Source organism: Aeromicrobium sp. UC242_57 (assembly GCF_044452305.1).
In the GTDB taxonomy this organism is placed as follows: Bacteria; Actinomycetota; Actinomycetes; order Propionibacteriales; family Nocardioidaceae; genus Aeromicrobium.
This window is the reverse complement of record NZ_JBIOAM010000002.1, coordinates 534,484-548,199: the sequence shown is the minus strand read 5'-3', so window position 1 is coordinate 548,199 and position 13,716 is coordinate 534,484. Positions and strand designations below refer to the sequence as shown.

Here is a 13,716-nt window from a genome sequence, read left to right as displayed (position 1 = left end):
GATGGGATGGTTCTCGATGACGCTTTCTGATACGACTCGGTCTGAGCTTGGTTCAGCTGGCTTCTCGTTATCCGCAGGCTCGCAGTGCTCTGCTGCCGATGCTGCACCTCGTGCAGTCCGCCGAAGGGAACGTGACCAACGAAGGCGTCGAGGTCTGCGCCGAGATCCTCGGCATCACTGCCGCCGAGGTCTCCGGCGTCGCGACGTTCTACACGATGTACAAGCGTCGCCCCATGGGCAAGCACCATGTCGGCGTCTGCACCAACACGCTGTGCGCCGTCATGGGTGGCGACCTGATCTTCGAGCGGCTCAAGGGCCACCTCGACGTCGGCAACGACGAGACCACCGACGACGGTGCGATCACGCTGGAGCACATCGAGTGCAATGCGGCGTGCGACTTCGCCCCCGTCATGACCGTCAACTGGGAGTTCTTCGACAACCAGACACCCGAGTCGGCGGTCGAGGTCGTCGACAAGCTGCGCTCCGGCGAGACGGTGCAGGCAACTCGCGGCGCGACGATCACGTCGTGGCGCGAGGCCGAGCGGGTCATCGCCGGCTCGAGGACGGTCTCGTCGACGAGGGCCCGACCGCTGCCGGGGCGTCCCTGGCCGGATTCGAGATCGCGAAGGCCAATGGCTGGACGGCGCCGGCGTACGGCGAGGCATCGGCCGCCTCCGGCACGGCGGAGACCAAGCAGGGCGCGGCCGAGCAGGCAGACACCTCGCGCGCCGAGACCGAGACCGTGATCGAAGAATCTCCGGCAGACACGGCGAAAGAGGGCAACGATGACTGACGTGCTCACACCGGTGCTGACGGCCGACTGGGGAACCGACCGGGCCTGGACACTCGCCGAGTACCGCAAGACCGGTGGCTACGACGCGCTCGAGAAGGCGCTGAAGATGAAGCCGGCCGACCTCGTCGAGATGGTCGAGGAGTCGGGGCTGCGCGGCCGTGGCGGCGCAGGATTCCCACGGGCATGAAGTGGAGCTTCATCCCTCAGGACAACCCGAAGCCCAAGTACCTGGTCGTCAACGCCGACGAGTCCGAGCCGGGCACGTGCAAGGACATCCCGTTCATGATGGCCACGCCGCACACCCTGATCGAGGGTGTCATCATCGCTGCGCACGCGATCAACGCCAAGCAGGCGTTCATCTACGTGCGCGGTGAGGTGCTGCACGTCATCCGGCGCCTGCGCGCGGCGTGCCGTGAGGCCTACGACGCCGGCTACCTCGGACAGGACATCTTGGGCAGCGGCATCAGCATCGACCTGGTGATCCACGCCGGTGCCGGCGCCTACATCTGCGGTGAGGAGACGGCGCTGCTCGACTCGCTCGAAGGACGTCGCGGCCAACCGCGGCTGCGTCCGCCGTTCCCCGCGGTCGAAGGCCTCTACGCGAGCCCGACCGTCATCAACAACGTCGAGTCGATCGCGTCGGTGCCGTCGATCGTCCGCGGTGGACACGAGTGGTTCGCCTCGATGGGCACCGAGAAGTCCAAGGGCTACGTCATCTACTCGCTGTCAGGGCACGTCAAGAAGCCCGGCCAGTACGAGGCGCCGCTCGGCATCACCTTGCGTGAGCTGATCGATCTCGGCGGAGGGATGCGCGAGGGCAGCGAGCTCGAGTTCTGGACCCCCGGTGGTTCGTCCACCCCGCTGCTGACCTCCGAGCACCTCGACATGCCGCTCGACTACGAGGCCGTCGGCGCCGCCGGTTCGATGCTCGGCACCCGCGCCCTGCAGATCTTCGACCAGACGACCTCGGTCGTGCGCTGCGTGCTGCGGTGGACCGAGTTCTACAAGCACGAGTCGTGCGGCAAGTGCACGCCGTGCCGCGAAGGCACGTGGTGGCTCGTCCAGACACTGCAACGCATCGACTCAGGCCAGGGCAAGGACGGCGATATCGAGCTGTTGCTCGACCTGTGCGACAACATCCTCGGCCGTTCGTTCTGCGCGCTCGGCGATGGTGCGACGAGCCCCATCACGTCGGCGATCCAGTACTTCCGCGACGAGTTCGAGGCCGGGATGCACACGCCGTCCAGCGAGCTGTTCCCCCGGCCGCGTCGATGCTGTTCAAGCAGGAGGTCAGCGCATGACTGTCGAGGCACAGCGCACGTCAGGAGCGGCGGAGACTCAGGTACCTGTCGAGCTGGTCACGCTGACGATCGACGACGTCGAGGTCAGCGTCCCCCAGGGCACGCTCGTCATCCGGGCCGCCGAGCTGATCGGCACCGAGATCCCGCGGTTCTGCGATCACCCCTTGCTCGATCCAGTCGGCGCCTGCCGCCAGTGCCTGGTCGACATCACCGACGCTGGCAACGGACGTGGGTTCCCCAAGCCGCAGGCCTCCTGCACGATCGAGGTCGCTGCGGGGATGGTCGTCAAGACCCAGGTCACGTCGCCGGTCGCCGAGAAAGCACAGCGCGGCAACCTCGAGTTCCTGCTGATCAACCACCCGCTCGACTGCCCGGTGTGCGACAAGGGCGGCGAGTGCCCCCTGCAGAACCAGTCGATGACCCACGGGGCGGGGGAGTCGCGGTTCATCGAGACCAAGCGGACGTTCCCCAAGCCGATCGAGGTCTCCGAGCAGGTGCTGCTCGACCGCGAGCGGTGCGTCCTGTGTGCCCGGTGCACGCGCTTCTCCGAGCAGATCGCCGGCGACCCGTTCATCGCGCTGATCGATCGCGGCGCGCGCGCAGCAGGTCGGCATCTACGAGGAAGAGCCGTTCCACTCCTACTTCTCGGGCAACACGATCCAGATCTGTCCCGTCGGTGCCCTGACCAGCGCCGACTACCGCTTCCGCTCCAGGCCTTTCGACCTCGTGTCGACACCGTCGATCGCCGAGCACGACTCGAGCGGCTCGGCGATCCGGGTCGATCATCGCCGCGGCAAGGTCATGCGTCGCCTGGCCGGCGATGATCCCGAGGTCAACGAGGAGTGGATCACCGACAAGGACCGCTTCGCGTTCACCTATGCAACGCAGGGCGACCGCATCACGACTCCGCTCGTCCGCGACCCCGAGACGCGCGGAGCTCGTGCCGGCCTCCTGGCCGGCCGCACTCGCGATCGCCGCCAAGGGACTGGCTGCTGCCGACGGCAAGGTCGGCGTGCTGCCCGGTGGCCGGCTGACCGCCGAGGATGCCTTCGCGTACAGCAAGTTCGCGCGCACGGTGCTGCGCACCAACGACATCGACTTCCGGGCCCGGGCCTCGTCAGACGAGGAGGAGGCCTTCTTGGCCTCGCACGTCGCGGCGACCCAGACTGACGGTGTCGTTCGCCGATCTAGAACGGGCCAAGACCGTCGTCCTGGTGGGCTTCGAGCCCGAGGACGAGAACGGCAGCATCTTCTTGCGCCTGCGCAAGGGAGCACGCGACCACGGACTCAAGGTCATCGCGATAGCGAGTCACGCGAGCCGGGGTCTCGTCAAGCTGTCCGGCGAGCGTCCAGACCGTCCCCGGTCAGGAGCCGGCAGCGCTGGCGGCTCTCGACCTGCCCGCCGGTTCGATCATCCTGGCCGGTGAGCGGCTCGCGTCCGTGGCCGGTGGGTTCTCTGCGCTGGCTTCGGTCGCGCAGACGTCAGGAGCCAGGATCGCCTGGATCCCCCCGTCGCGCGGGCGAGCGGGGCGCTGTCGAGACCGGCTGCCTGCCCCATCTGCTGCCCGGAGGTCGTCCGCTCGACGATGCCGAGGCGCGCACTGACCTGGCTGCCGCATGGGGAGTCCGCACGATTCTCGCCAAGGCCGGACGCGACACCGCGACGATGCTCGCCGACACCAGGCACGGTGTCGTCAAGGCACTTCTGGTCGGCGGGGTCGAGATTGCCGACCTGCCAGACCCGACAGTGGCCCGTGAAGCCCTCGCCAAGGCCCAGTTCGTGGTCTCGCTCGAGGTGCGGCACAGCGAGGTCACCTCGGCTGCCGACGTCGTCCTGCCAGTCGCCCCGGTCGTGGAGAAGCCCGGTTCGTTCGTCAACTGGGAGGGGCGGGTCCGCAGCTTCGACGCCGTCCTGCACGAGCCCAACTCGTTGACCGACATCCGTGTGCTGGCCGGCATCGCCGAAGGCTCGGCAAGCCGCTCGGCTTCCGCACCGTCTCGGGAGCCGGCAGGCCATGGCCGGCTCGGGCCGTGGGACGGCGCACGCGCCACCGCACCGTCCACCGCTGCCTCGCCTGCCGAGGTGCTGAGCTCGCCGACCGTGGTGCTCGACACCTGGCGCCAGATGATCGACGACGGCCGGGGCCAGGACGGTCAGGCCCAGTACCACGCCACGGCACGTCCGGCGGTCCTGCGAGCCGGCGCCTCGACGTTCAAGTCCTTCGGCATCGAGCCCGGTGAGACCGCGACGATCTCGACCTCGCACGGCAGCACCTCGTTCCCGACCGAGGTCGCCGACGTCGCGCACGGTGTCGTGTGGGTGCCAGCCAACTCCGGGTCAACCTGCGCGATGCGCTGGGAGCCGGGTTCGGGGACCGGGTCACGCTGAGAGGTGGACGTGAATGAGCGAGCGCCAGCGAGTGAACGATGAGGCAGGTCTCATGACGTCGCCTCGATACTCCGCTTCTTCTGTTGAGGTGACGGCATGAGCGATCTCTTCGGCAATGAGCCGTTCTGGGTCATCGCGCTCGAGTCGGTGCTGATCTTCGTCTTCCTCCTGCTCTACACGTTGTTCAACATCTGGTTCGAACGCCGTGTCGTGGCCCGTATGCAGCACCGCATCGGTCCCGACGTCAACGGTCCGTTCGGCCTGCTGCAGAGCCTCGCTGACGGCGTCAAGCTCGCGCTCAAGGAAGACATCGTCGTCAAGGCGGCCGACAAGTTCGTCTACATCCTCGCGCCGATCCTCGCGACGATTCCCGCCTTCCTGGCCTGGGCCGTCATCCCGTTCGGTCCCGAGGTCCGCATCCCGTTCACCGACACGGTCACGCCGTTGCAGCTGACCGACATGCCCGTCGCCGTGCTGTACGTGCTCGCGGTGACGTCGATCGGCGTGTACGGGATCGTGCTCGCCGGTTGGGCGTCCGGCTCGATCTACGCCCTGCTGGGCGGTCTGCGGTCCAGTGCCCAGGTCATCTCGTACGAGGTCGCGATGGGTCTGTCGTTCGTCTCGGTGTTCATGTACGCCGGCTCGATGTCGACGTCCGAGATCGTCGCCGCGCAGAGCGACATGTGGTACTTCATCCCGTTGTTCCCGTCGTTCGTCATCTACTGCATCGCGATGGTCGGCGAGACCAACCGTGCGCCCTTCGACCTCCCCGAAGCCGAGGGCGAGCTCGTCGGCGGCTTCCACACCGAGTACTCGTCGCTGAAGTTCGCACTGTTCTTCCTGGCCGAGTACATCAACATGGTCACGGTCTCTGCGCTCGCCACGACTCTGTTCCTGGGCGGCTGGCGGGCACCGTTCGGCATCGGACAGATCAACGACGGCTACTTCAACACCGGTTACTGGCCGGTGCTGTGGTTCTTCGGCAAGACGCTGTTCTTCATCTTCATCTTCGTGTGGCTGCGCGGAACCCTGCCGCGCATGCGGTACGACCAGTTCATGAACTTCGGCTGGAAGATCCTCATCCCGATCTCGTTGGTCTGGATCGTCGCGGTCGCCTTCATCCGCAAGCTCAAGAACGAGGACATGCTCGACCAGGGTGTCATCGTGCCGGTCGCGATCGTGGTCGGCGTCCTCGCGCTGCTCTCGTTCCTGATCCCGGAGAAGAAGCCTGAGCCCGAGCCGGAGCCCGAGGAGTGGGACGCCTTCGCTGGCGGCTACCCCGTGCCACCGATGCCCGGACAGGCCACCCCGTCCACCGACATCTCAGACACCCAGCCCGAGAGGACGGCTCCGCGATGACCGGCAATCCCATCCGCGAGACCCTCTGGGACCCGATCGCCGGCTTCGGCGTGACGTTCCGGACGATGTTCCGCAAGCCAGTGACGGAGCAGTACCCCTTCGAGAAGCTGCCGACCGCGCCGCGGTTCCACGGACGGCACCAGCTCAACCGCTGGCCCGACGGCCTGGAGAAGTGCATCGGCTGCGAGCTGTGCGCGTGGGCGTGCCCGGCCGACGCGATCTACGTCGAAGGCGCCTCGAACGCCGACGGCGACCGGCACAGTCCCGGCGAGCGGTACGGCCGGGTCTACCAGATCAACTACCTGCGCTGCATCCTGTGCGGGCTGTGCATCGAGGCGTGCCCGACACGTGCGCTGACCATGACCAACGAGTACGAGCTGGCCGACAACAACCGGGAAGCGCTGATCTACGAGAAGAACGACCTGCTCGCGCCGCTGCTGCCCGGCATGGTCGAGCCCCCGCACGAGATGATGATCAGCGACGACCACCAGGACTACTACCGCGGCAAGCAGCTGCCCATCGTGAACGTCTCGACCTCTGCCGGCGACGAAGCGGGGGGCGAGCAGTGACGACATTCTGGATCCTCGCGCCGATCATGGTGATCGCCGCACTCGGACTGCTGTTCGCCAAGAAGGCAGTGCATGCGGCGCTCGCGCTGGCGGTCGTGATGATCAGCCTCGCGGTGCTGTACGCCGCGCAGGGAGCGCCGTTCCTGTTCGCGGTGCAGATCATCGTCTACACCGGCGCGATCATGATGCTGTTCCTGTTCGTGCTGATGCTGGTCGGCGTCGACAACAAGGAGTCGCTGCGCGAGACGATCGGCGGGCAGCGGCTCGCAGCGACGATCGTCGGGCTGCTGTTCGGCATCGTGGCGGTGACCCTGATCGGTCAGACGGTCTCGTCACCGGTCGTCGGGCTGACCGAGGCCAATGCCAACGGCAACGTCGAGGGCCTCGCAGCCTTGATGTTCGGTCCCTACACGCTGGCCGTCCAGTTCACCGCAGCGCTGCTCATCACCGCAGTGCTCGGCGCGATGGTCATGGCCCATCACGAGAACCTCACGCCCCGCCGGTCGCAGGCCGACCTGTCCCGGCAGCGGATGCGCGACTACGCCGAGAGCGGCGTCCATCCTGGCAACGCCCCGACACCCGGCGTCTTCGCCCGGCACAACGCGGTCGACACGCCGGCCCTGCTGCCTGACGGCTCCCCCCTGGAGGAGTCGATCTCGCCGAGCATCGTCGAGCGCGACCAGGTGCGGCACAGCCACATGCACGACGTCGAGAAGGTCGTCGAACAGCTGAAGCCGACCGAGGAGGAGGGCAAGTGAACGAGTACATCACCTTGTCGCTGATCCTCTTCACGATCGGCGCCGTCGGCGTCGTCGTGCGGCGCAACGCGATCATCATCTTCATGTGCATCGAGCTGATGCTCAACGCAACCAACCTCGCCTTCGTGAGCTTCTCGCGGCAGCACGGCAACCTCGACGGCCAGCTGGCGGCGTTCTTCGTCATGGTCGTCGCCGCAGCCGAGGTCGTCATCGGCCTGTCGATCATCGTGTCCATCTATCGCACACGTCAGACGACCTCGGTCGACGACGTGAGCATGCTGAAGTCATAGGGGTAGATAGATGCTTGATCTTCAATGGCTGCTGATTGCCATCCCGCTGCTCAGCGGAGCTCTGCTGCTGATCTGGGGCAAGGAGTCCGACCGCTTCGGCCACCTGATCGGCACGGCGGCGTCTGCCGCGTCCTTCGTGCTCGGCGTCGTGCTGTTCGTGGCCCTGCTGGGCAAGGACGGCGGCGACCGCTCGCATGCCGTGAGCCTGTTCACCTGGATCGACACCGGGACGTTCCACGTCGAGATGAGCTTCGTCTACGACCAGCTGTCCGCGCTGTTCGTGCTGCTGATCACCGGCGTCGGCACGCTGATCCACATCTACTCGATCGGCTACATGGCACACGACGAACGGCGTCGGCGCTTCTTCGCGTACCTCAACATCTTCATCGCCGCGATGCTGACGCTGATCCTGGCCGGCGACTACCTCGTGCTGTTCCTGGGCTGGGAGGGTGTCGGCCTGGCGTCGTACCTGCTGATCGGCTTCTGGCAGCACAAGCCGACCGCTGCGGCGGCCGCCAAGAAGGCCTTCGTGGTCAACCGGGTCGGCGACATCGGCATGGCTCTGGCGATCATGCTGATGTTCGCGCAGTTCGGCACCACCGCGATCGCAGCGGTCAACGCCGCGGCTCCCGGTGCCGGTGACAACGTCACGACCGCGCTCGGCCTGCTGCTCCTGCTGGGTGCCTGTGGCAAGTCGGCGCAGGTGCCGCTGCAGAGCTGGCTGCTCGACGCGATGGAGGGCCCGACCCCCGTCTCGGCCCTGATCCACGCGGCGACGATGGTCACCGCCGGCGTCTACCTGATCGTGCGCTCCAACGCGATCTTCGACGCCTCCGAGGCGGCCCGCACCGCCGTCATCATCGTCGGTCTCGTCACGCTGCTCGCAGGTGCCTGGATCGGCTGCGCCAAGGACGACATCAAGAAGGCCCTCGCCGGCTCGACCATGAGCCAGATCGGCTACATGATGCTGGCAGCAGGCCTCGGTCCGGCGGGCTACGCCTTCGCGATCTTCCACCTCATCACGCACGGCTTCTTCAAGGCCAACATGTTCCTCGGCGCCGGATCGGTCATGCACGGGATGAACGACGACGTCAACATGCGTCACTACGGCGGACTGCGCGAGCTCATGCCTGTCACCTTCGTGACGTTCGCGCTCGGCTACCTGGCGATCATCGGCGTCCCGCCGTTCGCCGGCTTCTGGTCCAAGGACAAGATCATCGAGGCCGCCTTCGGCGAGAACCTCTGGGTCGGGCTCGGCGCCCTGCTGGGTGCCGGTGTCACGGCGTTCTACATGACCCGGCTCATGATCATGACGTTCGTCTCGGAGAAGAGATGGCGCGAAGGCGTCCACCCGCACGAGTCGCCCAAGGTCATGACCTGGCCGCTGATCGCGCTCGCCGCGCTGTCGGCCCTCGGCGGCATCCTGCTGCTGGGCGACTGGATCAACGAGTGGCTCGAGCCAGTCGTCGGCCACACCGAGCACCACGAGCCGCGGTCCCGGCGATCGTGCTGACCCTGATCATCACCGCCGTCGTCGCGCTCGGCGTCGTGGCAGCGGTCTTGTTCTACCGGCGTGAACCGATCGCCGCCGAGACCCCGGGCGACAGCTCGGTGTCGATCTTCGCCCGCGCCGGCCGCCACGCTGTACGGCAACGAGGTCAACGACACGATCATCGTCCGACCCACCCGGCACCTGACCCGGTTCTTGGTCTGGCTCGACGTCAAGGGGATCGACGGTCTCGTGACCGGCATCGCCGACCGGCTCGGCGACACCTCGCAGTTCCTGCGCAAACCGCAGACCGGCTTCGTCCGTTCCTATGCCCTCACGATGTTCGGTGGCGCCGCCATCGTCGTCCTGTGCCTCCTGGCGGTGACCCTCGCATGATCCTGACGATCCTGACTGCGACCCCGATCGCAGGTGCGCTGATCCTCGCGCTGATGCCTCGCCAGAAGTCCGGGCACCTCCCGGCCAAGGTCGTCGCCCTCGCGGTCGCGCTCATCACGTTGGCGCTGTCGCTCGTGGCGCTCGCGAAGTTCGACACCAGCACCGGCGACTACCAGCTGACCCGCACCCACGAGTGGATCGCTGCCTTCGGCGCCCACTACGCGGTGGGAGTCAACGGCATCGGCATCACGCTGATCCTGCTGACCACGATCCTGACGCCGATCGTCATCCTGGCCTCGCTGGAGGACCGGCTGCCCGATCCGAAGGGCACGAACGCGTACTTCGCCTGGATGCTGGCAGTCGAAGGCCTCGCGATCGGCGCGTTCGCGGCCACCGACGCGTTCTTGTTCTACATCCTGTTCGAGGCGACGCTGATCCCGCTGTACTTCCTGATCGGGACGTTCGGCGGCACCAACCGGTCCTACGCCGCCGTGAAGTTCTTGATCTACAACCTCGTCGGAGGCCTGCTGATGCTGGCCTCGATCGTCGGCCTGTACGTCGTGAGCTCACGCCAAGGTGATGCGTCCTACCTGTTGGCCGACCTGCAGAACCTCGACTTCAGCCAGACCACCGAACGGCTGCTGTTCCTCGGCTTCATGGCAGCCTTCGCGATCAAGGCGCCGTTGTGGCCGTTGCACACCTGGCTGCCCGATGCGGCCGGCCAGGCGACGCCCGGCACGTCGGTGCTGATGGTCAGCGTCGTCGACAAGATCGGCACGTTCGGCATGATCGTCTGGTGCGTCGGGCTCTTCCCCGAGGCTGCCGACTGGGCCAGCCCCGTCATCATGACGCTCGCGGTCGTCAGCATCATCTACGGTGCGCTGCTCGCAATCGGCCAGGACGACATCCGGCGCCTCATCGCGTTCACGTCGGTGTCGCACTTCGGCTTCATCATTCTCGGCATCTTCGCGTTCACGACGACCTCGATGGCCGGCTCGACGCTCTACATGTTCAACCACGGCCTGTCGACGGCGGCGCTGTTCATCGTCACCGGCATCATGATCTCGCGCCGCGGCTCGGCCAAGATCTCCGACTTCGGCGGTGTGCAGAAGATCGCGCCGATCCTGTCGGGAGTCCTGCTGATCGCCGGCCTGTCGAGCCTGTCACTGCCGGGTCTGGCGCCGTTCATCTCCGAGTTCCTGGTGCTGGCTGGCACGTTCACCCGGTCGATCCCGCTCGCGGCCGTCGCCACGCTCGGCATCGTCCTCGCCGCGCTGTACATCCTGATCATGTACCAACGCACCATGACCGGACCGCTGAAAGAAGGCAACGAGGGAGTCACCGACCTCGAGCCTCGTGAGATAGCGGCCCTGACCCCGGCACTGATCCTGATCGTCGCGCTCGGCTTCTTCCCGCAGCCCATGCTCAACGCGATCAACCCGGCGATCGACACCGTCATGAGTCATGTGGGCAAGGGCGACCCTGAGCCGAAGACCCCGACCCAGATCTCTGACTCCGACACTGCGCACACCGAGGGGGAGGGGCACTGATGAACCTCACAACCCTGAGCTTTGCCGGCAAGACCGACCTGCCGCCCATCCCCGCGCCGGACATCGAGTTCTCCCTGCTCGCCCCGATGCTGATCATCTCGGGTGTTGCGCTGCTCGGCGTGATCTTTGAGGCTTTCTGGCCCCGCCGTACGCGTTTCCAGGCGCAGGTCGTGCTGGCCGTCGTCGGCATCGTTGCTGCGTTCGCCGACACCGTGTGGGTCTACAACCAGCTCGACCGGGTCGACTCCGACCTGGTTGCACGGGGGAAGGTCGGGGCCGAAGGGGCGTTGACCTTCGACGGTCCTGGCGTGTTCACGTGGGGCATCCTGCTGATCTTCGCGCTGCTGAGCATGCTGCTGTTCGCCGAGCGCAAGCTCGAAGGCGGCCTCAGCCAGTTCACGGGTCGTGCCGCGGATGCGCCCGGGTCACCTGCCGAGGCCGAAGCGATCAAGGCTCGCCTCGAGCACAGCGAGGTCTTCCCGCTGGCGATGTTCGCCCTGGTCGGCATGATGCTGTTCGCGACCGCCAACGACCTGCTGACGATGTTCGTGGCACTTGAGGTGCTGTCACTGCCGCTGTACATCCTGTGCGGGCTCGCCCGCCGTCGCCGGCTGCTGAGCCAGGAAGCAGCGCTCAAGTACTTCCTGCTCGGTGCGTTCTCCTCGGTGTTCTTCCTGTACGGAATCGCCCTGACGTACGGCTATGCGGGCAGCTTCGCTGTCGGCGATCGACCAGGCCGTCACCAGCCGCGCCGGCGGCGAGAACATGCTCCTCGCCGCGACTGCCCTCATGGCCGTCGGTCTGCTGTTCAAGATCGGCGCGGCGCCGTTCCACACCTGGACACCCGACGTCTACCAAGGCGCGCCGACACCGGTCACGGCCTTCATGGCGGCCGGCACCAAGGCGGCGGCGTTCATGGCGCTGCTGCGCGTCTTCTACGTCGCCTTCGGCGGCTCGCAGTGGGACTGGCGGCCGACGATCGTCGCGATCGCGATCATCACGATGTTCCTCGGCGCGGTCGTCTCGATCTCGCAGACCGACGTCAAGCGGATGCTGGCGTACTCCTCGATCGCGCACGCGGGCTTCCTGCTCGTGGGCTTCACCGGCGTCTACGTCGGCGTCGCCTCCTCCGACCGGGTCACCTCGCTGTCGAGCATCCTGTTCTACCTGACGATCTACGGGCTCTCCTCGATCGGTGCCTTCGCGATCGTCACGCTCGTACGCGACTCCGGTGGCGAGACGACGCACCTGTCGAAGTGGGCGGGGCTCGGCAAGAAGTCGCCTTGGCTCGCAGGAACGTTCGCCCTGTTCATGTTGTCGTTCGCGGGCATCCCGTTGACCGGCGGATTCGTCGGCAAGTGGGCCGTGTTCAGTGCCGCCTACTCGGGTGGCTTCTGGTGGCTCGTCGTGATCGGTGTCCTGATCAGCGCGCTGGCGGCCTACTTCTACGTCCGCGTCATCGTGCTGATGTTCTTCACCGAACCGGTGGGGGATGGCCCGACCGTCGCGGTGCCGAGCGTCCTGACTACCGTGGTGATCGTCGTCGCTGCGGTAGCCACGATCGGACTCGGTATCATTCCGGGACCGGTGCTTGAGCTCGCGCAACATGCGGGCGCCTTCGTGCGCTGATCGTCTTGTTGGACTGTTCTAGGAGCTTTGCGTGTCCACTCTGGGTGTCTCGTTCAACGACGACGCGCTTGAAAAGCGTGTGCTCGCGGGCGTCGATGAGGTGGAACGGCAGCTGTCTGCCGCGGTCGACAGCCCCGACCAGCTCGTCGCCGAGGCTGCCGCGCACCTGCTCAACGCTGGCGGCAAGCGGTTCCGACCGCTGCTGGTCATGCTGTGCGCCGAGTTCGGCGACGCTGCGGCGCCCGACGTCGCGCGCTCGGCCGTCGTCGTCGGCTGACCCACCTGGCGACGCTCTACCACGATGACGTCATGGACGAGGCCGATGTGCGCCGCGGTGCGCCGAGCGCCAACTCCCGCTGGGGCAACTCCGTCGCGATCCTCGTGGGCGACTACCTGTTCGCCCAGGCCTCCGACCTGGTGTCCGATCTCGGCACCGAAGCCGTCCGCATCCAGGCGCGGACGTTCTCACGTCTCGTGCAGGGCCAGATCCGCGAGACGATCGGCCCGGCCGATGGTGAGGACGCCCTCGCGCACTACCTCGCGGTCGTCGCCGACAAGACCGGCTCGCTGATCGCGACCGCGGCGCTGTTCGGCGCCAAGATGGCCGGAGCGTCGGCCGAGATCCAGTCGACCCTGACCGAGTTCGGCGAGCGCATCGGGGCGGCCTTCCAGCTGGCCGACGACATCATCGACGTCGCCAGCGAGACCGGCGACTCGGGCAAGACCCCCGGCACCGATCTGCGCGAAGGCGTCCCGACGTTGCCGACGCTGATCGCCCAACGGTCCACGGCACCCGAGGACGCCCGGTTGCTCGACCTGCTGTCGCGTCCGTTGACCGATGACGCCGAGCATGCCGAGGCGTTGACCCTCCTGCGGGTGCATCCTGCGATGGACGAGGCCCGCAGCTACGTGCAGGCCGAGGCCGATGCCGCGAGCGCGCTGCTGGCCAAGCTGCCTGACTCGTCGGCGCGCGAGGCGCTCCAGGTGCTCTGCGACACCGTCGCCACCCGTCTCGGCTGAGCCCCGCTGGCCAATCGCCCACCTCCCTGCGCCCGTCGAGCCCAGGACGGTGTTTGAGCAACCTCATCGGTGGGTCGCCGGCCTGGTGCGGTGGTTCTGCAACCTCATTGGTCGGTCGCCGGCCTGGCGCGGTGGTTCTGCAACCTCATTGCTGGGTCGCCGGCCTGGTGCGG

The 13,716-nt window shown here is 66.8% G+C and carries 13 protein-coding genes and 5 pseudogenes; 17 read left to right on the top strand and 1 reads right to left on the bottom strand.

The features are described 5' to 3' along the window. The first annotated feature begins 98 nt into the window (after positions 1–98). The 14 genes and pseudogenes from ACHMWU_RS08130 to ACHMWU_RS08065 form a co-directional block, all read left to right on the top strand. Complete coding sequence (locus tag ACHMWU_RS08130; protein WP_396043031.1) at positions 99–746, top strand: NADH-quinone oxidoreductase subunit NuoE; 648 nt, start codon at positions 99–101, stop codon at positions 744–746. A gap of 39 nt (positions 747–785) precedes the next feature. Further along, positions 786–2,062 (top strand): annotated as a pseudogene (gene nuoF / locus ACHMWU_RS08125) (NADH-quinone oxidoreductase subunit NuoF); the annotation flags it as partial. Continuing rightward, positions 1,962–2,645: pseudogene (locus ACHMWU_RS08120) on the top strand (2Fe-2S iron-sulfur cluster-binding protein); the annotation flags it as partial. The pseudogenes nuoF and ACHMWU_RS08120, both read left to right, overlap by 101 nt. Before the next feature lie 34 nt (positions 2,646–2,679). Then, a pseudogene (locus ACHMWU_RS08115) lies at positions 2,680–2,742 on the top strand (hypothetical protein); the annotation flags it as partial. 78 nt (positions 2,743–2,820) lie between these two features. Further along, the gene (locus tag ACHMWU_RS08110; protein WP_396042637.1) at positions 2,821–3,264 is read left to right on the top strand and encodes a hypothetical protein; all 444 of its coding nucleotides are present in this window, start codon (positions 2,821–2,823) and stop codon (positions 3,262–3,264) included. Positions 3,265–3,266: 2 nt separating this feature from the next. Beyond that, on the top strand, positions 3,267–3,521 hold the full coding sequence (locus ACHMWU_RS08105) for a hypothetical protein (protein ID WP_396042635.1): 255 nt from the start codon (positions 3,267–3,269) through the stop codon (positions 3,519–3,521). Continuing rightward, positions 3,518–4,483 carry a molybdopterin-dependent oxidoreductase gene (locus ACHMWU_RS08100; protein WP_396042633.1) on the top strand — a complete coding sequence of 322 codons (966 nt, stop codon included), beginning with the start codon at positions 3,518–3,520 and terminating at the stop codon, positions 4,481–4,483. The genes ACHMWU_RS08105 and ACHMWU_RS08100 overlap by 4 nt, the downstream gene beginning before the upstream one ends. Before the next feature lie 96 nt (positions 4,484–4,579). After that, a complete protein-coding gene (gene nuoH, locus ACHMWU_RS08095; RefSeq protein ID WP_396042631.1) occupies positions 4,580–5,842 on the top strand; it encodes an NADH-quinone oxidoreductase subunit NuoH in 1,263 nt (420 codons plus the stop codon). Beyond that, positions 5,839–6,411 (top strand): NADH-quinone oxidoreductase subunit NuoI, encoded by a 573-nt coding sequence (nuoI, locus tag ACHMWU_RS08090; protein WP_396042629.1) that lies wholly within the window; start codon positions 5,839–5,841, stop codon positions 6,409–6,411. Before nuoH ends, nuoI begins: the two co-directional genes overlap by 4 nt. Next, positions 6,408–7,169 carry an NADH-quinone oxidoreductase subunit J gene (locus tag ACHMWU_RS08085; protein WP_396042627.1) on the top strand — a complete coding sequence of 254 codons (762 nt, stop codon included), beginning with the start codon at positions 6,408–6,410 and terminating at the stop codon, positions 7,167–7,169. The genes nuoI and ACHMWU_RS08085 overlap by 4 nt, the downstream gene beginning before the upstream one ends. Next, entirely contained in the window at positions 7,166–7,459 is a 294-nt protein-coding gene (nuoK, locus tag ACHMWU_RS08080; protein WP_396042625.1) for an NADH-quinone oxidoreductase subunit NuoK, read from the top strand. Before ACHMWU_RS08085 ends, nuoK begins: the two co-directional genes overlap by 4 nt. Before the next feature lie 10 nt (positions 7,460–7,469). Next, positions 7,470–9,344 (top strand): annotated as a pseudogene (gene nuoL / locus ACHMWU_RS08075) (NADH-quinone oxidoreductase subunit L). Next, positions 9,341–10,894 carry an NADH-quinone oxidoreductase subunit M gene (locus ACHMWU_RS08070; protein WP_396042623.1) on the top strand — a complete coding sequence of 518 codons (1,554 nt, stop codon included), beginning with the start codon at positions 9,341–9,343 and terminating at the stop codon, positions 10,892–10,894. Before nuoL ends, ACHMWU_RS08070 begins: the two are co-directional and overlap by 4 nt. Beyond that, positions 10,894–11,550, top strand: a pseudogene (locus tag ACHMWU_RS08065) (proton-conducting transporter membrane subunit); the annotation flags it as partial. The gene ACHMWU_RS08070 and the pseudogene ACHMWU_RS08065, both read left to right, overlap by 1 nt. Here the strand turns inward: ACHMWU_RS08065 and ACHMWU_RS08060 are convergent. After that, positions 11,461–11,661: a hypothetical protein gene (locus ACHMWU_RS08060; protein WP_396042620.1), complete on the bottom strand. Its 201-nt coding sequence runs from the start codon at positions 11,659–11,661 to the stop codon at positions 11,461–11,463. The pseudogene ACHMWU_RS08065 and the gene ACHMWU_RS08060 sit on opposite strands and share 90 nt — an antisense overlap. Here ACHMWU_RS08060 and ACHMWU_RS08055 point away from each other — a divergent pair. Genes ACHMWU_RS08055 through ACHMWU_RS08045 form a run of 3 tightly spaced genes read left to right on the top strand, consistent with a single transcriptional unit; the run spans position 11,660 to position 13,543 of the window. Further along, positions 11,660–12,523, top strand: a complete 864-nt coding sequence (locus ACHMWU_RS08055) for an NADH-quinone oxidoreductase subunit N (RefSeq protein WP_396042618.1) — start codon at positions 11,660–11,662, stop codon at positions 12,521–12,523. The genes ACHMWU_RS08060 and ACHMWU_RS08055 overlap by 2 nt on opposite strands. Positions 12,524–12,554: 31 nt before the next feature. Then, on the top strand, positions 12,555–12,800 hold the full coding sequence (locus tag ACHMWU_RS08050; RefSeq protein WP_396042616.1) for a hypothetical protein: 246 nt from the start codon (positions 12,555–12,557) through the stop codon (positions 12,798–12,800). Next, the gene (locus tag ACHMWU_RS08045) at positions 12,737–13,543 is read left to right on the top strand and encodes a polyprenyl synthetase family protein (RefSeq protein ID WP_396042614.1); all 807 of its coding nucleotides are present in this window, start codon (positions 12,737–12,739) and stop codon (positions 13,541–13,543) included. Before ACHMWU_RS08050 ends, ACHMWU_RS08045 begins: the two co-directional genes overlap by 64 nt. The last annotated feature ends 173 nt before the right edge of the window (positions 13,544–13,716 follow it).

Bases quoted from the DNA above. Each gene is read 5' to 3' on its own strand.
- ACHMWU_RS08060 (WP_396042620.1), bottom strand. From the start codon at position 11,661: ATGTTCTCGCCGCCGGCGCGGCTGGTGACGGCCTGGTCGATCGCCGAC.
- nuoH (WP_396042631.1), top strand. From the start codon at position 4,580: ATGAGCGATCTCTTCGGCAATGAGCCGTTCTGGGTCATCGCGCTCGAG.
- ACHMWU_RS08055 (WP_396042618.1), top strand. From the start codon at position 11,660: ATGCTCCTCGCCGCGACTGCCCTCATGGCCGTCGGTCTGCTGTTCAAG.
- ACHMWU_RS08130 (WP_396043031.1), top strand. From the start codon at position 99: ATGCTGCACCTCGTGCAGTCCGCCGAAGGGAACGTGACCAACGAAGGC.
- nuoI (WP_396042629.1), top strand. From the start codon at position 5,839: ATGACCGGCAATCCCATCCGCGAGACCCTCTGGGACCCGATCGCCGGC.
- ACHMWU_RS08070 (WP_396042623.1), top strand. From the start codon at position 9,341: ATGATCCTGACGATCCTGACTGCGACCCCGATCGCAGGTGCGCTGATC.